This is a genomic window from Synechococcus sp. RSCCF101, assembly GCF_008807075.1.
Taxonomy (GTDB): Bacteria; Cyanobacteriota; Cyanobacteriia; order PCC-6307; family Cyanobiaceae; genus RSCCF101.
This window is the reverse complement of the sequence record NZ_CP035632.1, coordinates 2,835,573-2,855,816: the sequence shown is the minus strand read 5'-3', so window position 1 is coordinate 2,855,816 and position 20,244 is coordinate 2,835,573. Positions and strand designations below refer to the sequence as shown.

Genomic DNA, 20,244 nt, shown 5'->3' with positions numbered 1-20,244 from the left:
AACCTCGCGGCCGGAACGCAGGACTTCGAGGCCCGGCCGTGAGGCTGCGCAGTGCGCCCCCGTTCAGGCCGTGCCGCAGAACGTCACTTCCGGGAACTTGAGCTTGGCTTCCTCAAGACTCTTGCCCTTGCCCTCTTCCTGCCAGTAGTTGATCACTTCCGTGGCCTTGTTGAGGACTTCAACCCTCTCGTTGTCGGTGATCCAGCTTTTGCCCTCGAGTTCACTCTTGAGCGTCTCCCAGGCATCCTCGCGCGGCCAGAAGAAGTAGGCCGTGAGCGGGCTGGGCCCGCCCCCGACAATCTGATCCACCGCAAGGGCCACATTGTCGGGCAGCCAGAGGATCTTCAGGAGGAACCGACCCTCATCGGCCTTCGGTGTGTATCCGGAGGGCACACCATCGGCATCGATCGTGGCCGTGGCCAGTGCCGCGCTGCCGCCCCGTTGCGCCGGGCGTCCTTCCACAGGAGCGGGTGTCGCCGCCTCCTCGGGTGCTGCCACGGCCGGGGAGCTGCCGTCACCGCTCTCAGTCACGACCATGCTTTCAGCGCTCAAATCGTCAGGGACAAACAACTACCCTACCAGCCACATCCCTCTCCTCCCGGAGCCCCCAACGCAGGTGTCAGCGCGTCTCTGTGCCGTGGTCTTCGACATCGACGGGGTGATCCGCGATGTCTCCCGCAGCTACCGCAGGGCCCTCGCCGCGACCGTGCATCACTACAGCGGCTGGCGGCCCGACAACACCCACATCGACGCCCTGAAATCAGAGGGCTGCTGGAACAACGACTGGGACGCCAGCCTGGAGCTGCTGAGGCGACGCGCCCATCAGCCCTTACCGGAGCGAGAGGAGGTGATCCGAATCTTCAGCGGGTTCTACTTCGGCCCCGAAGCCGGGGAGGATCCCGGCAGCTGGACGGGCTGCATCCGCGACGAGCCCCTGCTGGTGGCGGCCCCCTTCTTCGCAGCCCTCAGCGGCGCCGGAATCCAGTGGGGATTCGTGAGCGGAGCCGAACCCGCTTCGGCCCGCTTCGTGCTCGAGTCGCGACTGGGCCTGGCGGATCCCCCCCTGATCGCCATGGGCGATGCGCCCGACAAGCCCGACCCCACGGGACTGATCCGCCTGAGCAGGACGCTGATCGACAGGGATGGCGGCGCCGGGACCGCGCCCCGGGTGGCCTATCTCGGAGACACCGTGGCGGACGTGCTCACCGTGCAGGCCGCGCGCAGGGAGCATCCAGCCATTGACTGGCTGAGTCTGGCGGTACCCCCGCCGCACCTGAACGGGAGCGAATCGGAACGAGCGGCCTATGCCGAGCGCCTGCGTGGGGCCGGAGCCGATCGCATCCTCACCTCCACGACTTCACTGCTGGCGGAGCTCGACGCGCTGTGAGTCCCGTCACCGGCCGGGATCGGCGCGGGGTCACCGCTCCATGGCGTCGGGCAGCTTGAGCGCCGCCGCGCTCAGCACCTCGGAACCGCTCTCGGTCACCGCCGCGTCGTCCTCGATGCGGATTCCGATGCCCTGCCAGCGGGGATCGATCTCCGGCTGCCCGTCCGGGACCGGCAGCCGATCGCTCACGTAGAGCCCCGGTTCCACCGTGAGCACCATCCCGGGCTCGAGAGTCACCGGGTGGTCCCCGAGCCGGTAGGCGCCGACATCGTGCACATCCAGACCGAGCCAGTGCCCGGTCCGGTGCATGTAGAGATGGCGGTAGGCGCCCGTCTCGATCACGGCATCGGCACTGCCGAGCAGCAATCCCAGATCGAGCAGTCCCTCCACCAGCACCCGCAGAGCGGTCTCGTGCACCGCGTCCGCTGTCGTGCCAGGCCTCACGGCAGCCAGTGCAGCCAGCTGAGAGGCGAGCACGAGCTCGTACAGCAGCCGCTGCTCGCTGGTGAAGCGCCCGTTGATCGGGAACGTCCGGGTGATGTCGCCGTTGTAGTAATCGCTCAGGCTGCAGCCGGCATCGATCAGCAGCAGATCTCCGTCGCGCAGCACATCGGCATTGCTGGTGTAGTGGAGAACGCAGGCGTTGTCGCCCCCGGCCACGATCGAGCCGTAGGCCGGCCCACGGGCCCCGGCCTCCAGGAACGACTGTTCCATCAGGGCCTGGACCTGACGCTCGCTCATGCCGGGCCGGGTCCGGGCCCTGGCCAGCTCATGGGCCGCAGCCGAGATGCGGGCCGCCTCCCGCAGTCGGTCCAGCTCGATCGGGTCCTTGATCTGGCGCATCCCGTGCAGGAGCGCGCTGGGATCCTGCAGGGCCAGAGGGGCCTGGCCGCTGCGCGGGGCTCGGTCGAGCTGCCGGGCCAGGGCCTTCAGCACCAGGGGCTCGACGCCCGGGTGGCGACCCACCCGGAAGAGAACGGCGCTGGCACCGTCGAGGTACTCATCGAGGCGGCTCTCCAGCTCGGCGATCGGGTGGGCCACATCGGCGCCGAACTGCTCCACGGCACCCTCACAGCCCCAGCGGAATCCGGTCCACACCTCCGCAGCCGGGTTCCGGGGCGACACGAAGAGAACGAAGCGCTCCTGCTCGCGGTGCGACAGAAACAGCGCCACGGCGTCGGGCTCATCGAAGCCGGTCAGGTACCAGAAGTCGCTGTCCTGGCGGAAGGGGTATTCGACGTCGGCATGGTGGGTGACCAGCGCCGCGGCGGGAATCACGGCGGCACGGTCGACGAGCTGGCTGAGCAGACGGTCGCGTCGCGTTCCGTGAACGGGTGAGACCTGAACCATGGCGGGCCCGCGCAGAGACGGGACGAGGGACAACCGATTTAATGAATGTACGAATTCCCGCATCCGGCGGTCCCACAGCTCCTGCATGACTCCGCTGCTCGGACTGACCGCCCTTGTGCTGGTATTGCTGCTGGGATCGGCCCTGAGCTCGGGTGTGGAGGCCGCCATGCTCACGGCCAGCCCGGTTCAGGTGCACGAGCTGGCGACGGCTCCCCATCCCGTGGCGGGGGCCCGGACCCTCGAACGCCTGAAGCAGCGGATGGGGCGCACCCTGGTGGTGCTGGTCATCGCCAACAACGCCTTCAACATCTTCGGCAGCCTGATGCTGGGCAGCACCGCCAGCGCGGTGTTCAGCGGCATGGGGATCGAAGGAGTGGCGCTGCCGCTGTTCTCGGTGGGCCTGACCGTTCTGGTGATCCTGCTGGGCGAGATCCTTCCCAAGGCGGTGGCCAGCCGCACCCCGATGGCCATCGGTCTGGCTGCCGCACCTGTGCTCAGCTTCCTGCTGCGCCTGCTCCTGCCGCTGGTGCTGCTGCTGGAGCGCCTGATGCCGGCGATCACCGCCCAGAGCGAACTCACCACCGATGAGAACGAGATCCGCCTGCTGGCCAGGCTCGGATCCCGCACCGGTGGCATCGAGGCCGACGAGGCGGCCATGATCGGAAAGGTGTTCCAGCTCAACGACCTCACCGCCAGGGACCTGATGATTCCGCGCGTGTCGGCCGACACCCTGAGCGGTCAGCAGAGCCTGGCGTCGGCCCGGGAGGAGCTGCTGGACTCCAGCTCCAGCTGGTGGGTCGTTCTGGGTGAGGAGGTCGATGAGATCCTCGGCGTGGCCAGCCGGGATCAACTGCTCACCGCTCTGCTCAGGGGGGAGGGGGAACGGCCCATCCACAGCCTCTGCGAACCCAGTGACTTCGTTCCCGAGATGATGCGGGCCGATCGCCTGCTCACCTCCATGCGGCGCCGCAGCCGCGGCGTACGGGTGGTGGTGGATGAATTCGGGGCCTTCGTGGGGGTCGTGGGGGCCGACGCGGTTCTCGCCGTGCTGGCCGGCTGGTGGCGCCGCCCCCAGCTGGGGGCCGCCCCGGAGAGCGGCAGCACCGCCCGGGACCAGCCATGAGCGGGCCGAGCGCCGCATGGAGGCCTCCCTCGGCGGAGCAGCGCTGCGACCAGCTGCTGCAGCAGTGGCGAGGCGGGCTTCGGCTCGATCGCTCCGAGCGCACCCGGTTGGCCGCCGATCTCGCCGCGCTCGACGATCACCTGGGACGGCTGGAGCGGCGCGAACTCCGCATCGCCGCCGTGGGACGGGTCGGTGTCGGCAAGTCGAGCCTGCTGAATGCCCTGCTGGGGACACCCCGCTTCCACACCGATGTGGCCCACGGCTCGACACGCACGGCGGAGCAGGCGCACTGGTCGCGGCAGCTGCCCGGGCTGGGGTCGCTGACCCTGATCGACACGCCGGGCATCGATGAAGTGGACGGTGAGGTGCGCGAGCTGCTGGCCCGGAGCGCCGCGCTGGGGGCGGAGCTGGTCCTGTTCGTGCTCGACGGGGATCTGAGCGCGCCGGAACGGCTGGTCCTGGAGGGGATGCTGGGCCGGGGACAGCCGGTGCTGCCCGTGCTCAACCGGCTGGACATCTGGCCGGAGGAGCAGCGGGAGCAGCTGATGGCCAGCCTGCGGAAGCGGTTGCCGCGCTCACGCTTCTGCCTGGAGCCGGTGGGGGTGATGGCGGCCCCGCGCCGCCCGGCGCTGCTGGAGGACGGCCGGGTCCGCAGCGAGCCGGGGCCTCCGGACCTCACGGCCCTGCTGGAGGCCCTGCTGCCCCTGCTCGAGCAGCAGGGTGCCCTTCTGCTCGCCCTCAACTGCCTTCAGGCCGCGGACCGCTTCCATGGACAGCTGCACCGCTCGCGCCTCAGGCGGGGCCAGCGGCAGGCCCGTGGGCTGATCCAGAGGGTCGCAGGGGTCAAAGCCGCTGCCGTGGCCGCCAATCCGCTGCTGCTGCTCGATCTGGCCGGCACCGCAGCCATGGACGCCACCCTCGTGCTGCGGCTGTGCCGGCTCTACGGCCTGGACATGGATCCGGCCCAGGCGCGCCGTCTGCTGCGGCAGCTGTCGGGGCATGGCCTCTGGCTGGGAGGCGCCCAGCTGGGGCTGCAGACCGTGCTCAGCCTCCTGCGCCAGCTGCTCACCCTGGCGGCACCCGTCACCGGCGGCCTGAGCCTGGCGCCGGCAGCACCTGTGGCGATGGCGCAGGCCGCTCTGGCTGTCCACACCACACACCGCACCGGCCGGCTGGCGGCCGAGGCTCTGCGCCGCAACGCCAGCCTGGCGCCGGGACGACCCGGCGCTCTGATGCGTCGTCTCTGGCGGGACGACCCGCAGGCTCGCCGCTGGCTGTCCCCACCGGTGCGGCGGCCGGCGGCCCCGCAGCGACCGTGATCGAGGGGACCGGTGCAGCGGGCCGGCCGCCGGCCGGGGCTGACGCTCCCCGGCAGTCCCTGGCCCTGTTCGGGACCAGCGCCGATCCACCGACCCTCGGGCATCGCGCCTTTCTGCAGGGCCTGAGCGAGCGTTACGGGCTGGTGCGCACCTGGGCCAGCGACAACCCGCTCAAGCAGCACGGCGCGCCCCTCGCCATCCGCAGTGCTCTGCTGCAGGCGGTGGTGACGGATCTCAATCGGCCCGGTCTGAAGCTCGACCAGCGCCTCAGCAGCCGCCACACCCTCACCAGCGTCCGACGGGCCGCTGAGCTGTACCCCGGCCGGGACCTGGTCGTTGTGGTCGGCAGCGACCTGCTGGGCCAGATCCCCCGCTGGCATGCGAGCGAGGAGCTGCTGCAGCACTGCAGCCTGGCGGTGGTGCCGCGGGTGGGCTGGCCCGCGCGGCAGAGCGATCTGGAGCGGCTGCGCGCCATGGGGGGGACGGTGACGCGGCTCGATCTGACCATCCCGGCCACGGCCAGTTCGAGCGTCCGCGCCCGACCGGACCCCGCGATGGTGCCACCGGAGCTGTGGCAGAGGCTTCGGGAGCAGGATCTCTACGGATGGGGAGGACTCGATGAGTGGAGCGGCAATGGCGATCCGGCTGGCGCTGGCGCAGCTGAATCCCACGGTCGGTGATCTGCAGGGCAACGCAGACCGGATCCTGTCGGCCTGTCGTGACGCCGCCCGGCAGGGGGCCTCATTGGTGCTGACACCGGAGCTGAGTCTCTGGGGCTACCCGCCACGGGATCTGCTGCTGCGTCCGTCGCTGCTGGAGGCCCAGCAGCGGGCCCTCGACCGCCTCGCAGCGGCCATGCCGGCGGACCTCACGGCGCTCGTGGGTGTGGTGGAGGGCGTGGGCGACGGGCGCCAACCGGCTCTCTTCAATGCGATCGCGGCGGTCCGGGCTGACGGCTGGCGCATGCAGTCCCGCAAGCGCCTGCTGCCCAGCTACGACGTCTTCGACGAGCAGCGCTACTTCCGCAGCGGCGGGGAGGCCGGCCTCCTGCGTCATGAGACCGCGGGCAGAGCGGTGCATCTCGGGCTGACCCTCTGTGAGGACCTCTGGGTGGATGAGGCACTGCAGGAGCAGCGCCTGCATGGCGCCGACCCTGTGGCGGAGCTGGCCGGACGCCGGCCCGATCTGCTGGTGAATCTCTCGGCCTCCCCCTACGGACGCGGCAAGAGCGCGATCCGCAGGCGGCTGGCGGGGGCAGCGGCCAGGCGGCTCGGCTGTCCCGTGGTCTACGTGAATCAGGTCGGCGGCAACGACGAACTGGTGTTCGACGGAGGCTCCTTCGTTGTCGGCGCCGACGGGGCCGTTCTGCTGCAGCTGCCGCACGCCGAATCGTGCCTGGCGGTGTGGGCCTCCGACGACGCGCAGGCCCCTGCCCCTGGGGCCGTGCCGGCGATCGAGCCGCTCGAGGAGGTGTTCCGGGTGCTGGTGCTCGGCGTGCGGGACTACGCCCGCAAGTGCGGCTTCCGCTCAGCCCTGCTGGGCCTCAGCGGAGGCATCGATTCGGCGCTTGTGGCGGTGATCTCCGCGGCCGCGCTCGGGCCGGAGCGGGTCCGGACGCTGCTGATGCCCTCGCCCTACAGCTCCGAGGGCTCCTGGAAGGATGCGGAGGCGCTGGCGAACCGCCTCGACCTCCGCACCGATCAGTTGCCGATCGCCCCTCTAATGGAGGCCTTCGACGGGACGCTGACCGCGATCTATCCCGGAGGCCCGGCCGGTGTGGCGGCGGAGAACCTGCAGTCGCGCATCCGGGGCACCCTGCTGATGGCGCTGGCCAATCAGGAGGGGGGTCTGCTGCTCTCCACCGGCAACAAGTCCGAGCTGGCCGTGGGGTACTGCACCCTCTACGGCGACATGAACGGCGGCCTGGCGGTCATCGGTGATCTGTACAAAAGCACGGTGTTCGCCCTCTGCGACTGGCTCGACAGCCCCGCCTCAAGAGGCTGCCGGCGCGAACTGGGTCTGCCCGATCAGGTGGCTCCCGTGGGCGAGGCCATCCGCCGCAAGCCCCCCAGCGCGGAGCTGAGGCCGGATCAGAAGGACAGCGATTCCCTGCCTCCCTACGAGCGACTCGATCCGATCCTCAGGGCCATGATCGATGACCACCGCACGCCGGAGGAGCTCATCGCCGAGGGCATGGAGCCCGATGTCTGCCGCCGCGTGGACGCCCTGATGCGCCGCGCCGAGTTCAAGCGCCGCCAGGCACCACCGGTGCTCAAGGTCAGCCGCCAGGCCTTCGGCGGAGGCTGGCGCATGCCGATCGCCGCCGGAGGCTGAATCGGGCCGCGTGGCGCACTCGCCCGGCAGCGGGCAGGCTTGGTTCAGCGATCCGCTCCCATGGCCTCCTCCGTTCTGTCGGCGCCGATGGCCAGCATCGGTGTGCCCACCGAGATCAAGCGCGACGAGCAGCGGGTGGCCCTCACTCCCGACGGGGTGAGCGAACTGGTGTCCCACGGACTCGAGGTGCGAGTCCAACAGGGTGCCGGCAGCGGTGCCGGCATGGCGGACAGCGACTACGCCGAAGCCGGGGCCCGGCTCGTGTCCTGTGAGGAGGCCTGGGGCGCGCACCTGGTGGTGAAGGTGAAGGAGCCCCAGCCGGAGGAGTTCCGCTTCCTGCGCGAGGACCTGGTGCTGTTCACCTACCTGCACCTGGCCGCCTATCCCCACGTCGGACAGGCTCTGCTGGAGGCCGGCACCACCGGACTGGCCTACGAGACCGTGCAGCTGGACAACGGTCACCTGCCGCTGCTGGCCCCGATGAGCGAGATCGCGGGGCGACTGGCGGCCCAGGTGGGGGCCCATCTGCTGGAGCGACCCCATGGCGGGCGCGGTGTGCTGATCGGGGGCTGCACCGGCGTGCGGCCGGCGCGGGTGGTGGTTCTGGGCGCCGGCACCGTGGGCTGGAACGCCGCCCGCCTCGCGGTGGGGATGGATGCCGAGGTGTTTCTGCTGGACCGCTCGCCGGACCGGCTGCGCAGCCTGGAGTCGGCCCGCACCGGCCGGCTGGTGAGCGTGGTGAGCAGCCGGGGCCTGATCGAGCGGCTGGTGCCCACGGCGGATCTGCTGATCGGGGCGGTGCTCACCCCGGGGGGCCGGGCGCCGCGGCTGGTGGGGGAGGACCTCGTGCGGCGCATGAAGCCCGGATCGGTGATCGTCGATGTGGCGATCGATCAGGGCGGGTGTGTGGCCACAAGCCGGGAAACGACCCACACCGATCCGGTGGTGACCATCCACGGCGTGCAGCACTACGCGGTGGGCAACATGCCGGGGGCTGTGCCGTTCACGTCCACTGAAGCGCTGGTGAGCGTCACCCTGCCGTACGTGATCGGCATCGCCGGCCGCGGGCTGGAGGAAGCCGTGACGGAGCGACCGGAGCTGCTCTCCGGACTCAACACGGTCTCCGGCTCGGTCTGCCACCCGAGCGTGGCGAAGGCCCTGGGGGTGCCGCCGCGCCATCCGATGGCCTGCCTGCGCTGAGGGCCTCCCCTCGTCTCTGCCCCGCGACCTTCCCCCATGAACGCAGCCTCAACGCCCTCGGCGAGCGAGATCTACGGCAGGGCCTTGCCGCCCCACCCCGTTGAGGGCGCCGTCGCCGGCCTGGCGGCGGGGGTGATCCTGGGCTTCACGGCCGGCGCCTGGCTGGCGGGCGGCGGCGGGGCGATGGGAGCCCGCACCGAGCAGCGCCTGGCGCTGGGAGCGGGGGGGATGGCCTTCGGTGGCGCAGCGGGCCTGGTGGACGTAGGCCTTCGGCGCCGCCGGTTCAGGGCCGAGGCAGCCCGGAGCTGGCGGGGCTGGCGCCCCTTCCGGGTGATCCGCAAGCAGCCCGAGAGCCGGGAGATCACCTCATTTCACCTCGCTCCGGTGGATGGCCTGCCCATTCCCACCTTCTCCCCCGGCCAGTTCCTGACCATCCAGCTGCCGATCCCGGGGCAGGGGCGACCGACGGTGCGCACCTACTCCCTCTCCGACGACCTGGCGGACGGGAGCCGGCCCGGTGCGCAATACCGACTCTCGATCAAGCGCGAACCCGCGCCCCGCGGCCTGGATGTACCGCCGGGCCGGGCCTCCTCCTGGATGCACGACGCGGTGGAGGAGGGCAGCACGCTGCTCTGTCGCCCCCCCGCCGGGGCCTTCGTGCTCCACGGGGATCGCGACCGTCCGATCGCCCTGGTGAGCAACGGGGTCGGTATCACGCCCATGCTCACGATGGCCAGAGCCGCCAGGCGCCTGGGGCTTCAGCAGCCGATCTGGTTCATTCACGGCGCCCGCGACGGCAGCCACCAGGCCTTCAGCAGCGAGATCCGGGACCTGGCCGCCCCCGGGCCAGCAGGGGTCCCAGCGCCGGTCCACGTCCATCTGGCCTACAGCCGTCCCCGCCCGGAGGACGAGGGCCGCTACCAGAGCCGCGGGCGGGTGGATGCCGCCCTGCTGCAGCGTCTCCTGCCCGAGGACGCAGACATCTACCTCTGCGGCTCCCCACCGTTCATGGAGGGGATGCTCGCTGCGCTGCGGCAGGTGCGGGGCGGGGACGGCGAGGCGATCGAGGGTGTGTTCTTCGAGGTGTTCACGCCGGCGCCGAGACCGCAACACCCCGATCCGGCCGATGGCAGCGCCGCCGGTCAGGCCGCCGAGGTGACCTTTCATCGATCCGGCCGTGAGGCCCGCTGGGCGGAGGCCGCCGGATCCCTGCTGGAGCTCGCCGAGGATCAGGGACTCACGCCCCCCTTCGCCTGTCGGGCCGGGGTCTGCGGCACATGCCGCTGCCGGGTGCTGGAGGGAGCGGTGGAGACCACCGCCACGCCGAGCGCTCCGCTGGGCGAGGGCGAGGCCCTGATCTGCATCTCCCGGCCAGCCGGCGGGCGAGTGGTGCTCGATCTCTGAATCCATGGCCCCGCTGCTGAGAGGATCCGTGCACTGGTTGGTCGGGCGGGACGCGGCCTGAGCCCCATGGACGCCCTGATCGCCTGGTTCCACGAGGAGCCCCTCGGCTCCTTCGCCCTGCTGCTGGCGATCAGCCTGGCGGTGCCGCCGCTGTTCGAGCGGATGCGGCTGCCGGGTGTGCTGGGCCTTCTCGCCGCGGGGGTGCTGCTGGGACCGCAGGGGCTGCGGCTGCTCAGCGGTGAGCTGCCGGTGGTGCAGCTGCTGGCGGATGTGGGCCTGCTGTATCTGATGTTCGTGGCGGGGCTGGAAATCGATCTCAACCAGCTGCGCAAGGTCAGGAACCGGGCCCTGGGCTTCGGGACGCTGACCTTCCTCGTGCCGCTGCTGGCCGGGTCGCTGCTGGCCCGGGCCTTCGGTTTCGGATGGACGCCATCGATTCTGATCGGGTCGCTGCTCTCCTCCCACAGCCTCATGACCTATCCCCTGCTGCGCCGGTTGGGAGTGGTGGCCAATGAGGCCGTGACAGTGACCATCGGCGCCACGATCCTGACCGACATCGCCGCCCTGATCCTGCTGGCGGTCTGCCTCGGCATCCATGCCGGGGGATTCAGCGCCGGCCGGCTGGTGAGCCTGCTGCTGCTCCTGAGCCTCTACACCGTTGTGGTGCTGGTGGGGATCGACCGGGGTGGCCGGATCTTCTTCCGCCGCTCCGGCAGCGACGAGGGCAAGCAGTTTCTCTTCGTGCTGCTCGCCGTCTTCCTGGCGGCGCTCACAGCCGAACTGGTCGGGGTGGAGAAGATCGTCGGGGCGTTCCTGGCCGGCCTGGCGGTCAACGACGTCGTCGGGGACGGCCCGGTCAAGGAGAAGGTGGTCTTCGTGGGCAGCGTGCTGTTCATCCCGATCTTCTTTGTCGACATCGGCCTGCTGGTGGATGGCCCGGCCCTCCTCAACAGCGTCGATTCGCTGGGTCTTGCCGCGGCGATCGTGCTGACGCTGCTGATCAGCAAGCTGGCCGCAGCGGCGCTGTGTGCCGGGCCCTGGGGCTACAGCACCCGCGAGACGCTCACGATGTGGGCGATGTCGATCCCCCAGGTCGCCACCACCCTCGCCGCGGTGCTGGTGGCCCATCGCGTGGGGCTGGTCTCCGACGCCGTGCTCAACAGCGTGGTGGTGCTGATGGTGGTCACCGCCACGCTCGGCCCCCTGCTGATCTCCCGGGTGGCCGTGGGGCTCAACGTGCCGGAGGCCAGCCTGGAGATCCCCGAACGGCGCCAGCTGGCCGCCGCTGACGGCCCCATGACCGTGATGGTGCCGCTCCACAATCCCGGCACCGAACCGCGGCTGATCGCCCTGGCCGCCCTGATCGCCCAGCGTCACCAGGGCCGGATCGTGCCTCTCACAGTGGCCCTGGCCCGCCCCCTGCGGGACCGCGCCGGGCAGGAGGCGGACAACCGCCGCAACCAGCAGCTGCTGCGGGATGCGGAGGCGCACAGCCGCCGCTTCGCTGTCTCGACCGAGCCGCTCTTCCGGCTGGACGACAGCATTCCCCTGGGAATCGTGCGGGCCAGCCAGGAGCAGCAGGCCGACCTGGTGGTGATGGGCTGGAGCGATTCCGGCACCCTGCCGGCCCGGGTTCTGGGCAGCGTCATCGGCAGCGTCTTCAGCCAGGCGCCCTGCCCGGTGGTGGTGGCCCGGATGCGGCAGGCCCCTCAGGATGTGCGCCGCATCCTCGTGCCGGTCGAGACCTTCACCAGCCGGGGCATCCGCATGGCGGCCTACGCCCGCCTGCTGACCGAGGCCCTCGATGCCCGCGTCAGCCTGCTGCACGTGATGTCACCGGCCCGTAGCGGCCGCCGCCGAAGCTGGGCGGGCGACCAGCTGGAACAGCTGGCCGCCAGGGTGGGTCTGCCGGAGACCAGCGAGATGCGCGTGCGCGATGCCGTGGATGTGGCGGGCGCCATCGTGCGGGAGGCCGAGGGGTTCGACCTGGTGATCCTGCACTCCCAGCGTCAGCCTCTTGCGGCCGAAGGCTTCGGCTTCAGCATCCTCACCAATGCCCTGATCCGGCGCCTCGCCAGTTCCTCGATCGTGATCGGCGAAGCCCCCGAGAGCTGAAGCCAGCTCAGGTGAGCGGGATGCCGTTCCCTAGGCTCCAGCTCTGTCCTGCCCGGGCCAGGCCGATCACGGCTCCGGGAGGGCCTTCTCCCCCTTCCGTATGACCACCACCGCCAGCTCGGCACCGAAAGCCGGTCGGATCTTCAACTACATCGGACGCCACAACATCCGCGGCGACTTCTTCGGTGGCCTCACGGCCGCCGTGATCGCCCTGCCGATGGCCCTCGCCTTCGGTGTGGCCAGCGGTGCCGGCGCCGCAGCCGGCCTCTGGTCGGCGGCCATCATCGGCATGGTCACGGCTCTGTTCGGGGGCACCCCCGCCCTGATCTCGGAGCCCACCGGCCCGATGACCGTGGTCTTCACCGCCGTTCTGGCGACGCTGACCACACGCGCCGACTCGCCGGCCCAGGCCCTGGCCATCGCCTTCACCGTGGTGATGCTGTCCGGGGTTTTCCAGATCCTCTATGGCGTCTTCCGGCTCGGGCGGTACATCACCCAGATGCCGTACACGGTGATCTCGGGGTTCATGAGCGGCATCGGCACGATCCTGATCGTGCTCCAGATCGGCCCTCTGCTCGGCCAGGCCCAGCCCCCGGGCGGCGTGCTCGGCACCCTCCAGAGCCTGCCGGAACTGCTGCGGGGGATCGAACCTCTGGAATCCCTGCTGGCCCTGATCACGCTGGCGGTGCTGTGGTTCACCCCGGAGCGCCTCAAGCGCGTGATTCCGGCCCAGCTGTTCGCCCTGATCGTGGGAACGATCATCTCCCTGGTGGCCTTCCGTGGGGTGGAGCTGCGCCGCATCGGAGAGATCCCCAGCGGTCTGCCGCAGCTCACCCTGCCGGCGCTCTCCCCGGATGTGCTGCAGCTGGTGCTGATCAACGCCGCGCTGCTGGGCATGCTCGGCTCGATCGACTGCCTGCTGACCTGCCTGGTCTCCGACAGCCTCACCCGCACGGAGCACCAGTCCAACAAGGAGCTCGTGGGTCAGGGGGTGGCCAACATCGCCGCCGGACTCTGCGGCGCCCTGCCAGGCTCCGGGGCCACCACCGCCACGGTCGTGAACATCCAGGCCGGTGGACGCACCGGCCTTTCGGGGATCCTCAGGGCCGTGATCCTGGCTCTGCTGATCCTGGCCGGATCGGGGCTCGCGTCCCGGATCCCTCTGGCCGTGCTTGCGGCGATCGTGTTCAAGGTGGGCATCGACATCGTCGACTGGGAGTTTCTGGGGCGGGTGCCCCGCCTCTCACGCAAGGGTGCCCTGATCACCTACGTCGTGATCGCCCTGACGGTTCTGGTGGATCTGATGGTGGCTGTGGGCGTGGGCATCTTCATCGCCAACATCATCACCATCGACAAGATGAGCGCCATGCAGACCCGCGGCGTCAAGTCCGTGAGCACGGGAGATGATGATGCGGACATCAGCGACAGCGAGAGGGATCTGCTCCAGCGGGCCGCTGGCCGCGTGCTCCTGTTTCAACTCAACGGGGCCATGATCTTCGGGGTGGCCAAGGCGATCAACCGGGAACACAACGCCATCGGTGAATGCGATGCGGTGATCTTCGACCTCAGCGAGGTGGAACATCTCGGTCTCACCGCCGCCCTGGCGATCGAGAATGCCGTGGAGGAAGCGATTGAAGTCGGCCGCAACGTCTACGTGGTCGGAGCGCATGGCAACCCGCGCCGCCGGCTCGAACAGCTGAAGCTCTACGAGCAGCTGCCCGACGACCACACCGATCTCACCCGCCATCAGGCTCTGGTTCACGCCGTGGGCAGCCTCACCTGAGCGGAACCCGGCGGCAGCTGATGGCGACGGCGACCGTCACACTGTCGCCCCCTCAACCGCCTCAGCCCCCCCCCAGCCACCGCCCGGCGTCGAGTCCCTCCCTTAACAGAGTGAGCCAGCCGGCGGCTTCCACATAGCTCTGGGCGGGAATCACGGTCAGTCCGAGGGCAGCGGCATCCACAGTCAGAGCGCAGGGGTTCTGCACGGCGATCACGGGAATGCCCCGCTCGGCGCAGGCCAGCACGGCCGCACCACCGAGTGCCCCGGCCGGTGCCACGACGGCCCCGATCCGGTCGCTCGTCAGATCGCCGGGCCCCACGTCCCCCGGCGCCACCAGGTCCGGTGCCTGCGACAGGCCCACCAGCACGCAACTGAGGAAGGTATGGCCGATCTCCTCCGCGGCAGCGCGCGGATCCAGATCCGCCATCACCGGCAGCGGGGCGAGGGCCGGGGCGTGGGCACAGGGCAGGCCCAGCTCACAGACGAGCAGGTGGCTGATCACGGCCTCAGCGCCGGCGAGCCCGTCGACCCCGTCACCGCGGCGATAGGCCGCCAGGGCCTCACTGTCGGGCTCATCGGGAAAGCGGGCCACCACGGCAATGGCCTCGGCACCGGACGCGACCAGAGCCTCCCCCCCTCTGAGCAGGCTGGACGGGTTCTCGAGTCCGCCCCAGCTGGTGCCTGAGGACCCCAGACGAAGGCTCACGCCAAAGGGGGCATCGCTCACCAGGACCGGGCCGATTGGCAGGCCGAGGCTGACGCGCACCGCATCGGCAACCTGGCGATGACGCCGTTGCAGCTCCGGCTCCAGGCCGGCATCGATCAGCAGCCCGACTCGCCTGGACCGCCTTGGCCGCAGGGCCAGCTCCGCCGCACAGAACCGATCGAGAGCCCACCCCTCCACGTAAAGGAGTCGGGGGTCTGGCCAGTACAGCGCCGCGGCATTCAGCACATTGGGGTGGGTGATCAGGCCGCCGCTGGCGGCGGCCAGAAGCCGTGCCGCCGGAAGTGCATCGCCGGCATACCCGCCAACCTCACAGCCGATCCCGGTGGGCACCACCATCACGGTGGGGAATGGGGCAGCGGCACTCATGCAGGCCGCAGAATCACCGCCTCGACCGTGAGACGTCGCCCGCCGGAGGCGGGGTCCGGGGTACAGGCCGTGATCGCCCATCGAAGCGGCTCACCATGAGCAGCCAGGGCACTGAGAACGGCTGGCCTGAGCGGACCGTCAGGGACGACCAGGCTCAGTTCGATCCCATCGGGGGTCGGGGGCATCGGGGACGAGCCGCTTCGGAGTCTGACGGCCGATTTGCTTATTTCTGGTACTGACCGAACTGGGCCTGATAGAGGGCATCCTCCTGCTGCGCCAGCAGGCTCAGGTCGCTGCGGGGGTAGGCGACGCAAAGCAGGGCGTAGCCCTGCTGCTGCAGCTCGGCCTTCACACCCATTGCATCAGGCTGGTGCACCTCACCGGCAAGCAGCCTGGCGGCACAGCTGGTGCAGACGCCCGAGCAGCAGGAGCTCGGCAGGGGAACGCCCTCCGACTCGGCCGCCGAAAGGACGGTCTGATCCTCACGGCAGACGAAGCTGTAGGTGGAGCCATCAAGCTCCGCAGTGATGGAGAAGGACTGGGACACCGGCGCAGCGACGGGGACGAGGGGGGAGAGGCTCAGCTCATCACGGCCGAACCACCCACCACTTCCAGGATCTCCTGCGTGATGGCCGCCTGACGGGCCTTGTTGTAATCCAGCGTCAGCGTCTTGGCGAGAGCCTTGGCGTTGTCGCTGGCATTGTTCATGGCGGTCATTCGGCTGGCCAGCTCGGAGGCTGCCGCTTCCTGAAGCGAACGCAGGAGCTGGTTCTGGAGGTACAGAGGCAGCAGAGCGTTCAGCAGCTGGTCAGGGCTCTGCTCGAACACCATATCCGAGGGGAGCGCCGGCTGCTCATTGCTGGGTGCACTGCCGGTCTCCACGGTGAGTCGGCCTTCGCGGGTTGTCAGACGGAAGATTTCATCATCCGGGCTGGCGATCCCCTGGGGATCCAGGGGGAGGAGGGTCTGAACGACCGGCCTGCAGCTGACCAGGTTGATGAACCGGGTGTAGATGATCTCAACCCGATCGGTTGTGCCGGAGAGAAACTCCGCCAGGATCTCGCCGGAGATGGTGTTGGCCTCGTCAGCGGTGGGCACCTGCTCCAGGCCACTGAAGGTGGCCCGCATGGGATAGGAGCGGTTCTTGAAGTAGGTGATGGCTTTGCGGCCCACCAGCACCAGCTCCACGTTGTAGCCCTGCTGCTTGAGCTCGCTGAAGCGACGCTCCGTGCGCTTGATCACATTGGTGTTGTAGCCGCCGCAGAGACCACGGTCTCCGGTGACGGCCATGAGGGTGATCGACTCCACCTCCCTGTTTTCGAGGAGGTTGGCATCGGTTTCATCGAAACCGACCCGGGTGAGGATGTTCTCGAGCACACGGGCGAGCCGGTCCGCGAAGGGACGGCTGCGCAGCACCTGTTCCTGGGCCCGGCGCACCTTGGCTGCGGCCACGAGCCGCATGGCTTCGGTGATTTTTCGGGTGTTCTTGACCGACTTGATGCGGTCGCGGATTTCCTTGAGATTGGCCACGCTTGTCCCTCCCTCAGACCGTGGCCAGGAGCGTGGACTTCACCTCAGCGATGGCGTCCTTGAGGATGGCCTCCGACTCGGGGCTGAGCACCTTCTCCTCCTGAACCTTGGCGATGAACTCAGCCTTGTTGGTACGGAGGTATTCGCGCAGCTCACGGGTGAAGCTGGTGACCTGATCCACCGGCACCTCATCGAGGAGCCCCTTGACGCCGGCGTAGACGATTGCCACCTGCTCAGCGAGGATCAGCGGGCTGAACTGCGGTTGCTTGAGCAGCTCGCGCAGGCGCTTGCCGCGACCGAGCTGCTTCTGGGTCGCCGCATCCAGATCGGAGGCGAACTGAGAGAAGGCCGCCAGTTCATCGAACTGGGCCAGCTCGAGCTTGAGGGTGCCGGCGATCTTCTTGATGGCCTTGGTCTGGGCAGCACCGCCGACGCGGCTCACCGAGATGCCCACGTTGATGGCGGGCCGGAGACCGGAGTTGAACAGATCGGAGCTGAGGAAGACCTGACCATCCGTGATCGAGATCACGTTGGTGGGGATGTAGGCGGAAACGTCACCGGCCTGGGTCTCAATGATCGGAAGGGCGGTCATCGAGCCCTTGCCCATGGCATCGGAGAGCTTGGCGGCACGCTCGAGCAGGCGGCTGTGGAGGTAGAAGACATCGCCGGGATAGGCCTCACGACCGGGGGGGCGACGCAGCAGAAGCGACATCTGGCGGTAGGCCTGAGCCTGCTTGGTCAGGTCGTCGTAGACCACAAGGGTGGCCTTGCCCTTGTACATGAACGACTCGGCGATGGAGGCGCCGGTGTAGGGCGCGAGGTACTGCAGCGAGGCGGGTTCGGACGCGCTGGCAGCGACCACGACGGTGTAGTCGAGGGCACCACGCTCCCTGAGGACGTCGACGACGTTGGCAACGGAGGCCGCCTTCTGGCCGATGGCCACGTAGACACAGACGACGTCCTGATCCTTCTGATTGAGGATCGTGTCGATGGCGATGGCGGTCTTGCCGGTCTGACGGTCGCCGATGATCAGCTCGCGCTGGCCGCGACCGATCGGAATCATGGCGTCGATGGCCGTGATGCCGGTCTGCATGGGTTCATGCACCGAGCGTCGCTGGATGATGCCGGGGGCCGGCGATTCAATCAGGCGGGATTCATTGGTGGCGATGTCACCCTTGCCGTCGATGGGCTGGCCGAGGGGATTGACCACACGCCCGAGCATGGCATCGCCGACGGGCACGGAGGCGATGCGACCAGTGGCCTTGACGGTGCTTCCCTCCTGGATTCCGAGACCTTCCCCCATCAGCACGGCCCCGACGTTGTCGTCCTCAAGGTTGAGGGCGATGCCTTCGGTGCCGTCCTCGAATTCGACGAGTTCACCGGCCATGGCCTGTTGAAGGCCGTAGATGCGGGCGATCCCGTCTCCCACCTGAAGCACGGTGCCGACGTTGCTGACCGAGACGGACTTGTCGTAATCCTCGATCTGCTGCTTGAGGATCGCGCTGATCTCGTCGGGGCGAATGGAAACCATGGTGAAAGGCGGTGAGGAGGAGAGGCCGGGAGGGAGACCGGAGGGGGTGAGAGGGAGAGGGGTTCAGGCCGTGCGGGCCAGCGCCAGTCCGAGGCGCCTGACCTGACCGGACAGGCTGGCGTCAATGACCTGCGATCCGAGACTCACGACGAAGCCCCCGATCAGGGAGGGATCCACAGTCAGATCCATGTCGACGGACTCGGTTCCAGCCACCTGGAGAATCCGGCGCCGAAGCGCCGCCTGCTGGTCATCACTCAGAGCGGTGGCGGAACGCACGGTGGCCAGGGCGATGCGCTTCATCTCGCGGTAGAGCTCGAGGTAGCGGTTCAGGACCGAATCCAGCACGGCGGTGCGATTGCGATCAGCCAGAAGGCGCAGCAGATTGAGGAGGGCCGGGGTCACCTGCTCGGCGAAGAGCAGCTCCAGTGCCGCTTTCTTGGCGGCGGGTTCGAGCACGGGGCTCGTCATGGCCTGCCTCAGCTCATCCGAGGACTCCCAGACAGCAAGAATGTCCTTGATCTGCTGGAAGGCGAGATCGCTTTCATCCCTGGCCTCGCACACCTGGAGGAACGCTTCGGCGTACGGAGTGGCAATGGCATTGAGCAATGGCATCAGGCTTGCTCCAGATTGGAAAGGGCTGTGTCGATCAGGCGTTGCTGGCCATCGGTGTCCAGCCTGGAGGGGAGCTGCTCGAGAACCCGCTCGATCGCAGCGAGGGCTGCCTCACGACGCAGCTCCTCGGTGATGCGAGCGCTCTCGGCACTCATGTCGGCGAGGGCATCCTGCTTGAGAGCAGCCATGGCCTCAACGGTTCGCATCTCACTCTCACGACGGATGCCCTGCGCCCTGGCCTCGCCATCGGCGCGGATCTGCTGGGCCTTGGCCTGGGCGGCGGAAAGCTCGCTTTTGGCGGCCGCAAGAGAGGTTTCCGCTTTGGCGAGACGCTGCTCGGCGTCACTCAGGTCGCTGAGGATCGCCTGACGGCGGCGCTCGAGGATGCCGCCGAGAAAGCCTCTCAGGAACCAGGTCAGCACCGCGATGGTGATGACGAGGTTGACCAGATTGGTCTCAAGCGGATTGAAGTTGAAGCCGAAGCCGCCGTGGCTGGCCAGAACGAGATGGTGGAGGTCAGCGTGCATCAGGCGGCCAGGAGACGGTCAATGATCATGGAGCTCATCCGGTCCACATCGGACTGGAGAGCCGATGTGGCTTCACGCCGCTGGATCTCGATCTCCTTGCGGGCCTTTTCGCGGGTGGCATTGGCTTCAGCTGTGGCCTCAGCGAGAGCATCGCGATAGAGGCGATCCATTTCCTGCTCGGCCTCGAGGATGAGGGCCTGGGCCTGCTGGCGTGCGCCGCGGAGCTGCTCGGTGAGATCGGCTTCGAGACGCTCGACTTCGGCCAGCTTGCGCTTGGCCTCGGCGCGACTGGTGGTCACGTAGCTCTCACGCTCCTCGACGGCCCGTCCGACAGGGCGGAAGAACAGGGCGTTGAGAATGAAGGTGAGAAGGACCACCTGAACCGCCATCAGCGGCAGGGTGGCATCGAGGTCGAACAGGCCTCCCTCGGGGGCCGCGGCGGCGGCGAGCTGGAGCCAGCTGGTCATGGATGCGAAGGGCTGAAGCGCTGACGTGGATGGGAGCGCGGCGGAGTGCCGCCGACGGAACCGCCGGCCGACCCGGTTCAGGGCCGACCGGCGATTGGATCAGCCCGCGAAGGGGTTGGCGAACAGCAGCACCAGAGCCACCACCAGGCCGTAGATGGTGAGAGCTTCCATGAAGGCCAGGGAGAGGAGCAGGGTGCCCCGGATCTTGCCCTCGGCCTCGGGCTGGCGGGCGATGCCCTCAACGGCCTGGCCGGCAGCGGTGCCCTGTCCGATGCCAGGGCCGATGGCGGCGAGTCCAACGGCGAGGGCAGCGGCCAGAACGGAAGCGGCGGAGGTCAGTTCACTCATGGGTGGAAAGAAAGGCTTGGAAGCGCAGGTGGTGTTGGGGAGCGCAGGAGGTGCTCGGTATGGGCTGGCGCGCCCGGGACACCCATGGGGTGGGCCCGGTTCCACCCGGACCTGCGCGCCG

19 protein-coding genes are annotated in these 20,244 nt (G+C 69.0%); 9 read left to right on the top strand and 10 right to left on the bottom strand.

The window, feature by feature from the left end:
• Positions 1 to 63: 63 nt before the first annotated feature.
• Positions 64 to 537, bottom strand: coding sequence for a 30S ribosomal protein PSRP-3 (locus tag EVJ50_RS13760; protein WP_225322964.1), 474 nt, complete (start codon positions 535 to 537; stop codon positions 64 to 66).
• 121 nt (positions 538 to 658) lie between these two features.
• Here EVJ50_RS13760 and EVJ50_RS13755 point away from each other — a divergent pair, with 121 nt between their 5' ends.
• On the top strand, positions 659 to 1,387 hold the full coding sequence (locus EVJ50_RS13755; RefSeq protein WP_370455645.1) for an HAD family hydrolase: 729 nt from the start codon (positions 659 to 661) through the stop codon (positions 1,385 to 1,387).
• Positions 1,388 to 1,417: 30 nt separating this feature from the next.
• Here the strand turns inward: EVJ50_RS13755 and EVJ50_RS13750 are convergent, their stop codons facing one another.
• Positions 1,418 to 2,737: an aminopeptidase P N-terminal domain-containing protein gene (locus tag EVJ50_RS13750; protein ID WP_150884600.1), complete on the bottom strand. Its 1,320-nt coding sequence runs from the start codon at positions 2,735 to 2,737 to the stop codon at positions 1,418 to 1,420.
• Between the two features lie 85 nt (positions 2,738 to 2,822).
• Between EVJ50_RS13750 and EVJ50_RS13745 the strand changes: the two genes are divergently transcribed.
• The 8 genes from EVJ50_RS13745 to EVJ50_RS13710 all read left to right on the top strand — a co-directional run bounded on the left by EVJ50_RS13745 (position 2,823) and on the right by EVJ50_RS13710 (position 14,015).
• On the top strand, positions 2,823 to 3,860 hold the full coding sequence (locus tag EVJ50_RS13745; protein WP_150884598.1) for a CNNM domain-containing protein: 1,038 nt from the start codon (positions 2,823 to 2,825) through the stop codon (positions 3,858 to 3,860).
• On the top strand, positions 3,857 to 5,179 hold the full coding sequence (locus EVJ50_RS13740) for a GTP-binding protein (protein ID WP_150884596.1): 1,323 nt from the start codon (positions 3,857 to 3,859) through the stop codon (positions 5,177 to 5,179). The genes EVJ50_RS13745 and EVJ50_RS13740 overlap by 4 nt, the downstream gene beginning before the upstream one ends.
• Positions 5,176 to 5,859: a nicotinate-nucleotide adenylyltransferase gene (locus EVJ50_RS13735; protein WP_370455526.1), complete on the top strand. Its 684-nt coding sequence runs from the start codon at positions 5,176 to 5,178 to the stop codon at positions 5,857 to 5,859. The genes EVJ50_RS13740 and EVJ50_RS13735 overlap by 4 nt, the downstream gene beginning before the upstream one ends.
• Entirely contained in the window at positions 5,819 to 7,513 is a 1,695-nt protein-coding gene (locus tag EVJ50_RS13730) for an NAD+ synthase (protein ID WP_150885069.1), read from the top strand. The genes EVJ50_RS13735 and EVJ50_RS13730 overlap by 41 nt, the downstream gene beginning before the upstream one ends.
• Before the next feature lie 60 nt (positions 7,514 to 7,573).
• Positions 7,574 to 8,713 (top strand): alanine dehydrogenase, encoded by a 1,140-nt coding sequence (gene ald, locus EVJ50_RS13725; RefSeq protein ID WP_150884594.1) that lies wholly within the window; start codon positions 7,574 to 7,576, stop codon positions 8,711 to 8,713.
• Between the two features lie 36 nt (positions 8,714 to 8,749).
• A complete protein-coding gene (locus EVJ50_RS13720) occupies positions 8,750 to 10,117 on the top strand; it encodes a 2Fe-2S iron-sulfur cluster-binding protein (protein WP_150884592.1) in 1,368 nt (455 codons plus the stop codon).
• Positions 10,118 to 10,183: 66 nt separating this feature from the next.
• Positions 10,184 to 12,232 carry a cation:proton antiporter gene (locus EVJ50_RS13715; protein WP_150884590.1) on the top strand — a complete coding sequence of 683 codons (2,049 nt, stop codon included), beginning with the start codon at positions 10,184 to 10,186 and terminating at the stop codon, positions 12,230 to 12,232.
• 100 nt (positions 12,233 to 12,332) lie between these two features.
• Complete coding sequence (locus EVJ50_RS13710; protein ID WP_150884588.1) at positions 12,333 to 14,015, top strand: SulP family inorganic anion transporter; 1,683 nt, start codon at positions 12,333 to 12,335, stop codon at positions 14,013 to 14,015.
• 61 nt (positions 14,016 to 14,076) lie between these two features.
• Here EVJ50_RS13710 and EVJ50_RS13705 read toward each other — a convergent pair whose 3' ends face one another.
• The 8 genes from EVJ50_RS13705 to atpE all read right to left on the bottom strand — a co-directional run bounded on the left by EVJ50_RS13705 (position 14,077) and on the right by atpE (position 20,123).
• On the bottom strand, positions 14,077 to 15,108 hold the full coding sequence (locus EVJ50_RS13705) for a DUF3326 domain-containing protein (protein WP_150884586.1): 1,032 nt from the start codon (positions 15,106 to 15,108) through the stop codon (positions 14,077 to 14,079).
• Positions 15,109 to 15,331: 223 nt separating this feature from the next.
• On the bottom strand, positions 15,332 to 15,655 hold the full coding sequence (locus EVJ50_RS13695; RefSeq protein WP_150884582.1) for a 2Fe-2S iron-sulfur cluster-binding protein: 324 nt from the start codon (positions 15,653 to 15,655) through the stop codon (positions 15,332 to 15,334).
• 32 nt (positions 15,656 to 15,687) lie between these two features.
• Positions 15,688 to 16,638 (bottom strand): F0F1 ATP synthase subunit gamma, encoded by a 951-nt coding sequence (locus EVJ50_RS13690; RefSeq protein WP_150884581.1) that lies wholly within the window; start codon positions 16,636 to 16,638, stop codon positions 15,688 to 15,690.
• A gap of 13 nt (positions 16,639 to 16,651) precedes the next feature.
• Positions 16,652 to 18,169 carry a F0F1 ATP synthase subunit alpha gene (atpA, locus tag EVJ50_RS13685; RefSeq protein WP_150884580.1) on the bottom strand — a complete coding sequence of 506 codons (1,518 nt, stop codon included), beginning with the start codon at positions 18,167 to 18,169 and terminating at the stop codon, positions 16,652 to 16,654.
• A 63-nt stretch (positions 18,170 to 18,232) separates the two neighbouring features.
• Positions 18,233 to 18,781, bottom strand: a complete 549-nt coding sequence (gene atpH / locus EVJ50_RS13680; protein WP_150884579.1) for an ATP synthase F1 subunit delta — start codon at positions 18,779 to 18,781, stop codon at positions 18,233 to 18,235.
• The gene (locus EVJ50_RS13675) at positions 18,781 to 19,308 is read right to left on the bottom strand and encodes a F0F1 ATP synthase subunit B (RefSeq protein ID WP_150884578.1); all 528 of its coding nucleotides are present in this window, start codon (positions 19,306 to 19,308) and stop codon (positions 18,781 to 18,783) included. Before EVJ50_RS13675 ends, atpH begins: the two co-directional genes overlap by 1 nt.
• Positions 19,308 to 19,775, bottom strand: coding sequence for a F0F1 ATP synthase subunit B' (locus EVJ50_RS13670; RefSeq protein ID WP_150884577.1), 468 nt, complete (start codon positions 19,773 to 19,775; stop codon positions 19,308 to 19,310). The genes EVJ50_RS13675 and EVJ50_RS13670 overlap by 1 nt, the downstream gene beginning before the upstream one ends.
• A gap of 99 nt (positions 19,776 to 19,874) precedes the next feature.
• A complete protein-coding gene (gene atpE / locus EVJ50_RS13665) occupies positions 19,875 to 20,123 on the bottom strand; it encodes an ATP synthase F0 subunit C (RefSeq protein ID WP_150884576.1) in 249 nt (82 codons plus the stop codon).
• Positions 20,124 to 20,244 lie beyond the last annotated feature (121 nt).

Excerpts from the sequence above, each read along its gene's own strand:
- atpH (WP_150884579.1), bottom strand. The coding sequence starts at position 18,781 with ATGCCATTGCTCAATGCCATTGCCACTCCGTACGCCGAAGCGTTCCTC.
- atpE (WP_150884576.1), bottom strand. The coding sequence starts at position 20,123 with ATGAGTGAACTGACCTCCGCCGCTTCCGTTCTGGCCGCTGCCCTCGCC.
- EVJ50_RS13740 (WP_150884596.1), top strand. The coding sequence starts at position 3,857 with ATGAGCGGGCCGAGCGCCGCATGGAGGCCTCCCTCGGCGGAGCAGCGC.
- EVJ50_RS13760 (WP_225322964.1), bottom strand. The coding sequence starts at position 537 with ATGGTCGTGACTGAGAGCGGTGACGGCAGCTCCCCGGCCGTGGCAGCA.
- EVJ50_RS13720 (WP_150884592.1), top strand. The coding sequence starts at position 8,750 with ATGAACGCAGCCTCAACGCCCTCGGCGAGCGAGATCTACGGCAGGGCC.
- atpA (WP_150884580.1), bottom strand. The coding sequence starts at position 18,169 with ATGGTTTCCATTCGCCCCGACGAGATCAGCGCGATCCTCAAGCAGCAG.
- EVJ50_RS13705 (WP_150884586.1), bottom strand. The coding sequence starts at position 15,108 with ATGAGTGCCGCTGCCCCATTCCCCACCGTGATGGTGGTGCCCACCGGG.
- EVJ50_RS13710 (WP_150884588.1), top strand. The coding sequence starts at position 12,333 with ATGACCACCACCGCCAGCTCGGCACCGAAAGCCGGTCGGATCTTCAAC.
- EVJ50_RS13745 (WP_150884598.1), top strand. The coding sequence starts at position 2,823 with ATGACTCCGCTGCTCGGACTGACCGCCCTTGTGCTGGTATTGCTGCTG.
- ald (WP_150884594.1), top strand. The coding sequence starts at position 7,574 with ATGGCCTCCTCCGTTCTGTCGGCGCCGATGGCCAGCATCGGTGTGCCC.
- EVJ50_RS13675 (WP_150884578.1), bottom strand. The coding sequence starts at position 19,308 with ATGCACGCTGACCTCCACCATCTCGTTCTGGCCAGCCACGGCGGCTTC.
- EVJ50_RS13750 (WP_150884600.1), bottom strand. The coding sequence starts at position 2,737 with ATGGTTCAGGTCTCACCCGTTCACGGAACGCGACGCGACCGTCTGCTC.
- EVJ50_RS13715 (WP_150884590.1), top strand. The coding sequence starts at position 10,184 with ATGGACGCCCTGATCGCCTGGTTCCACGAGGAGCCCCTCGGCTCCTTC.
- EVJ50_RS13670 (WP_150884577.1), bottom strand. The coding sequence starts at position 19,775 with ATGACCAGCTGGCTCCAGCTCGCCGCCGCCGCGGCCCCCGAGGGAGGC.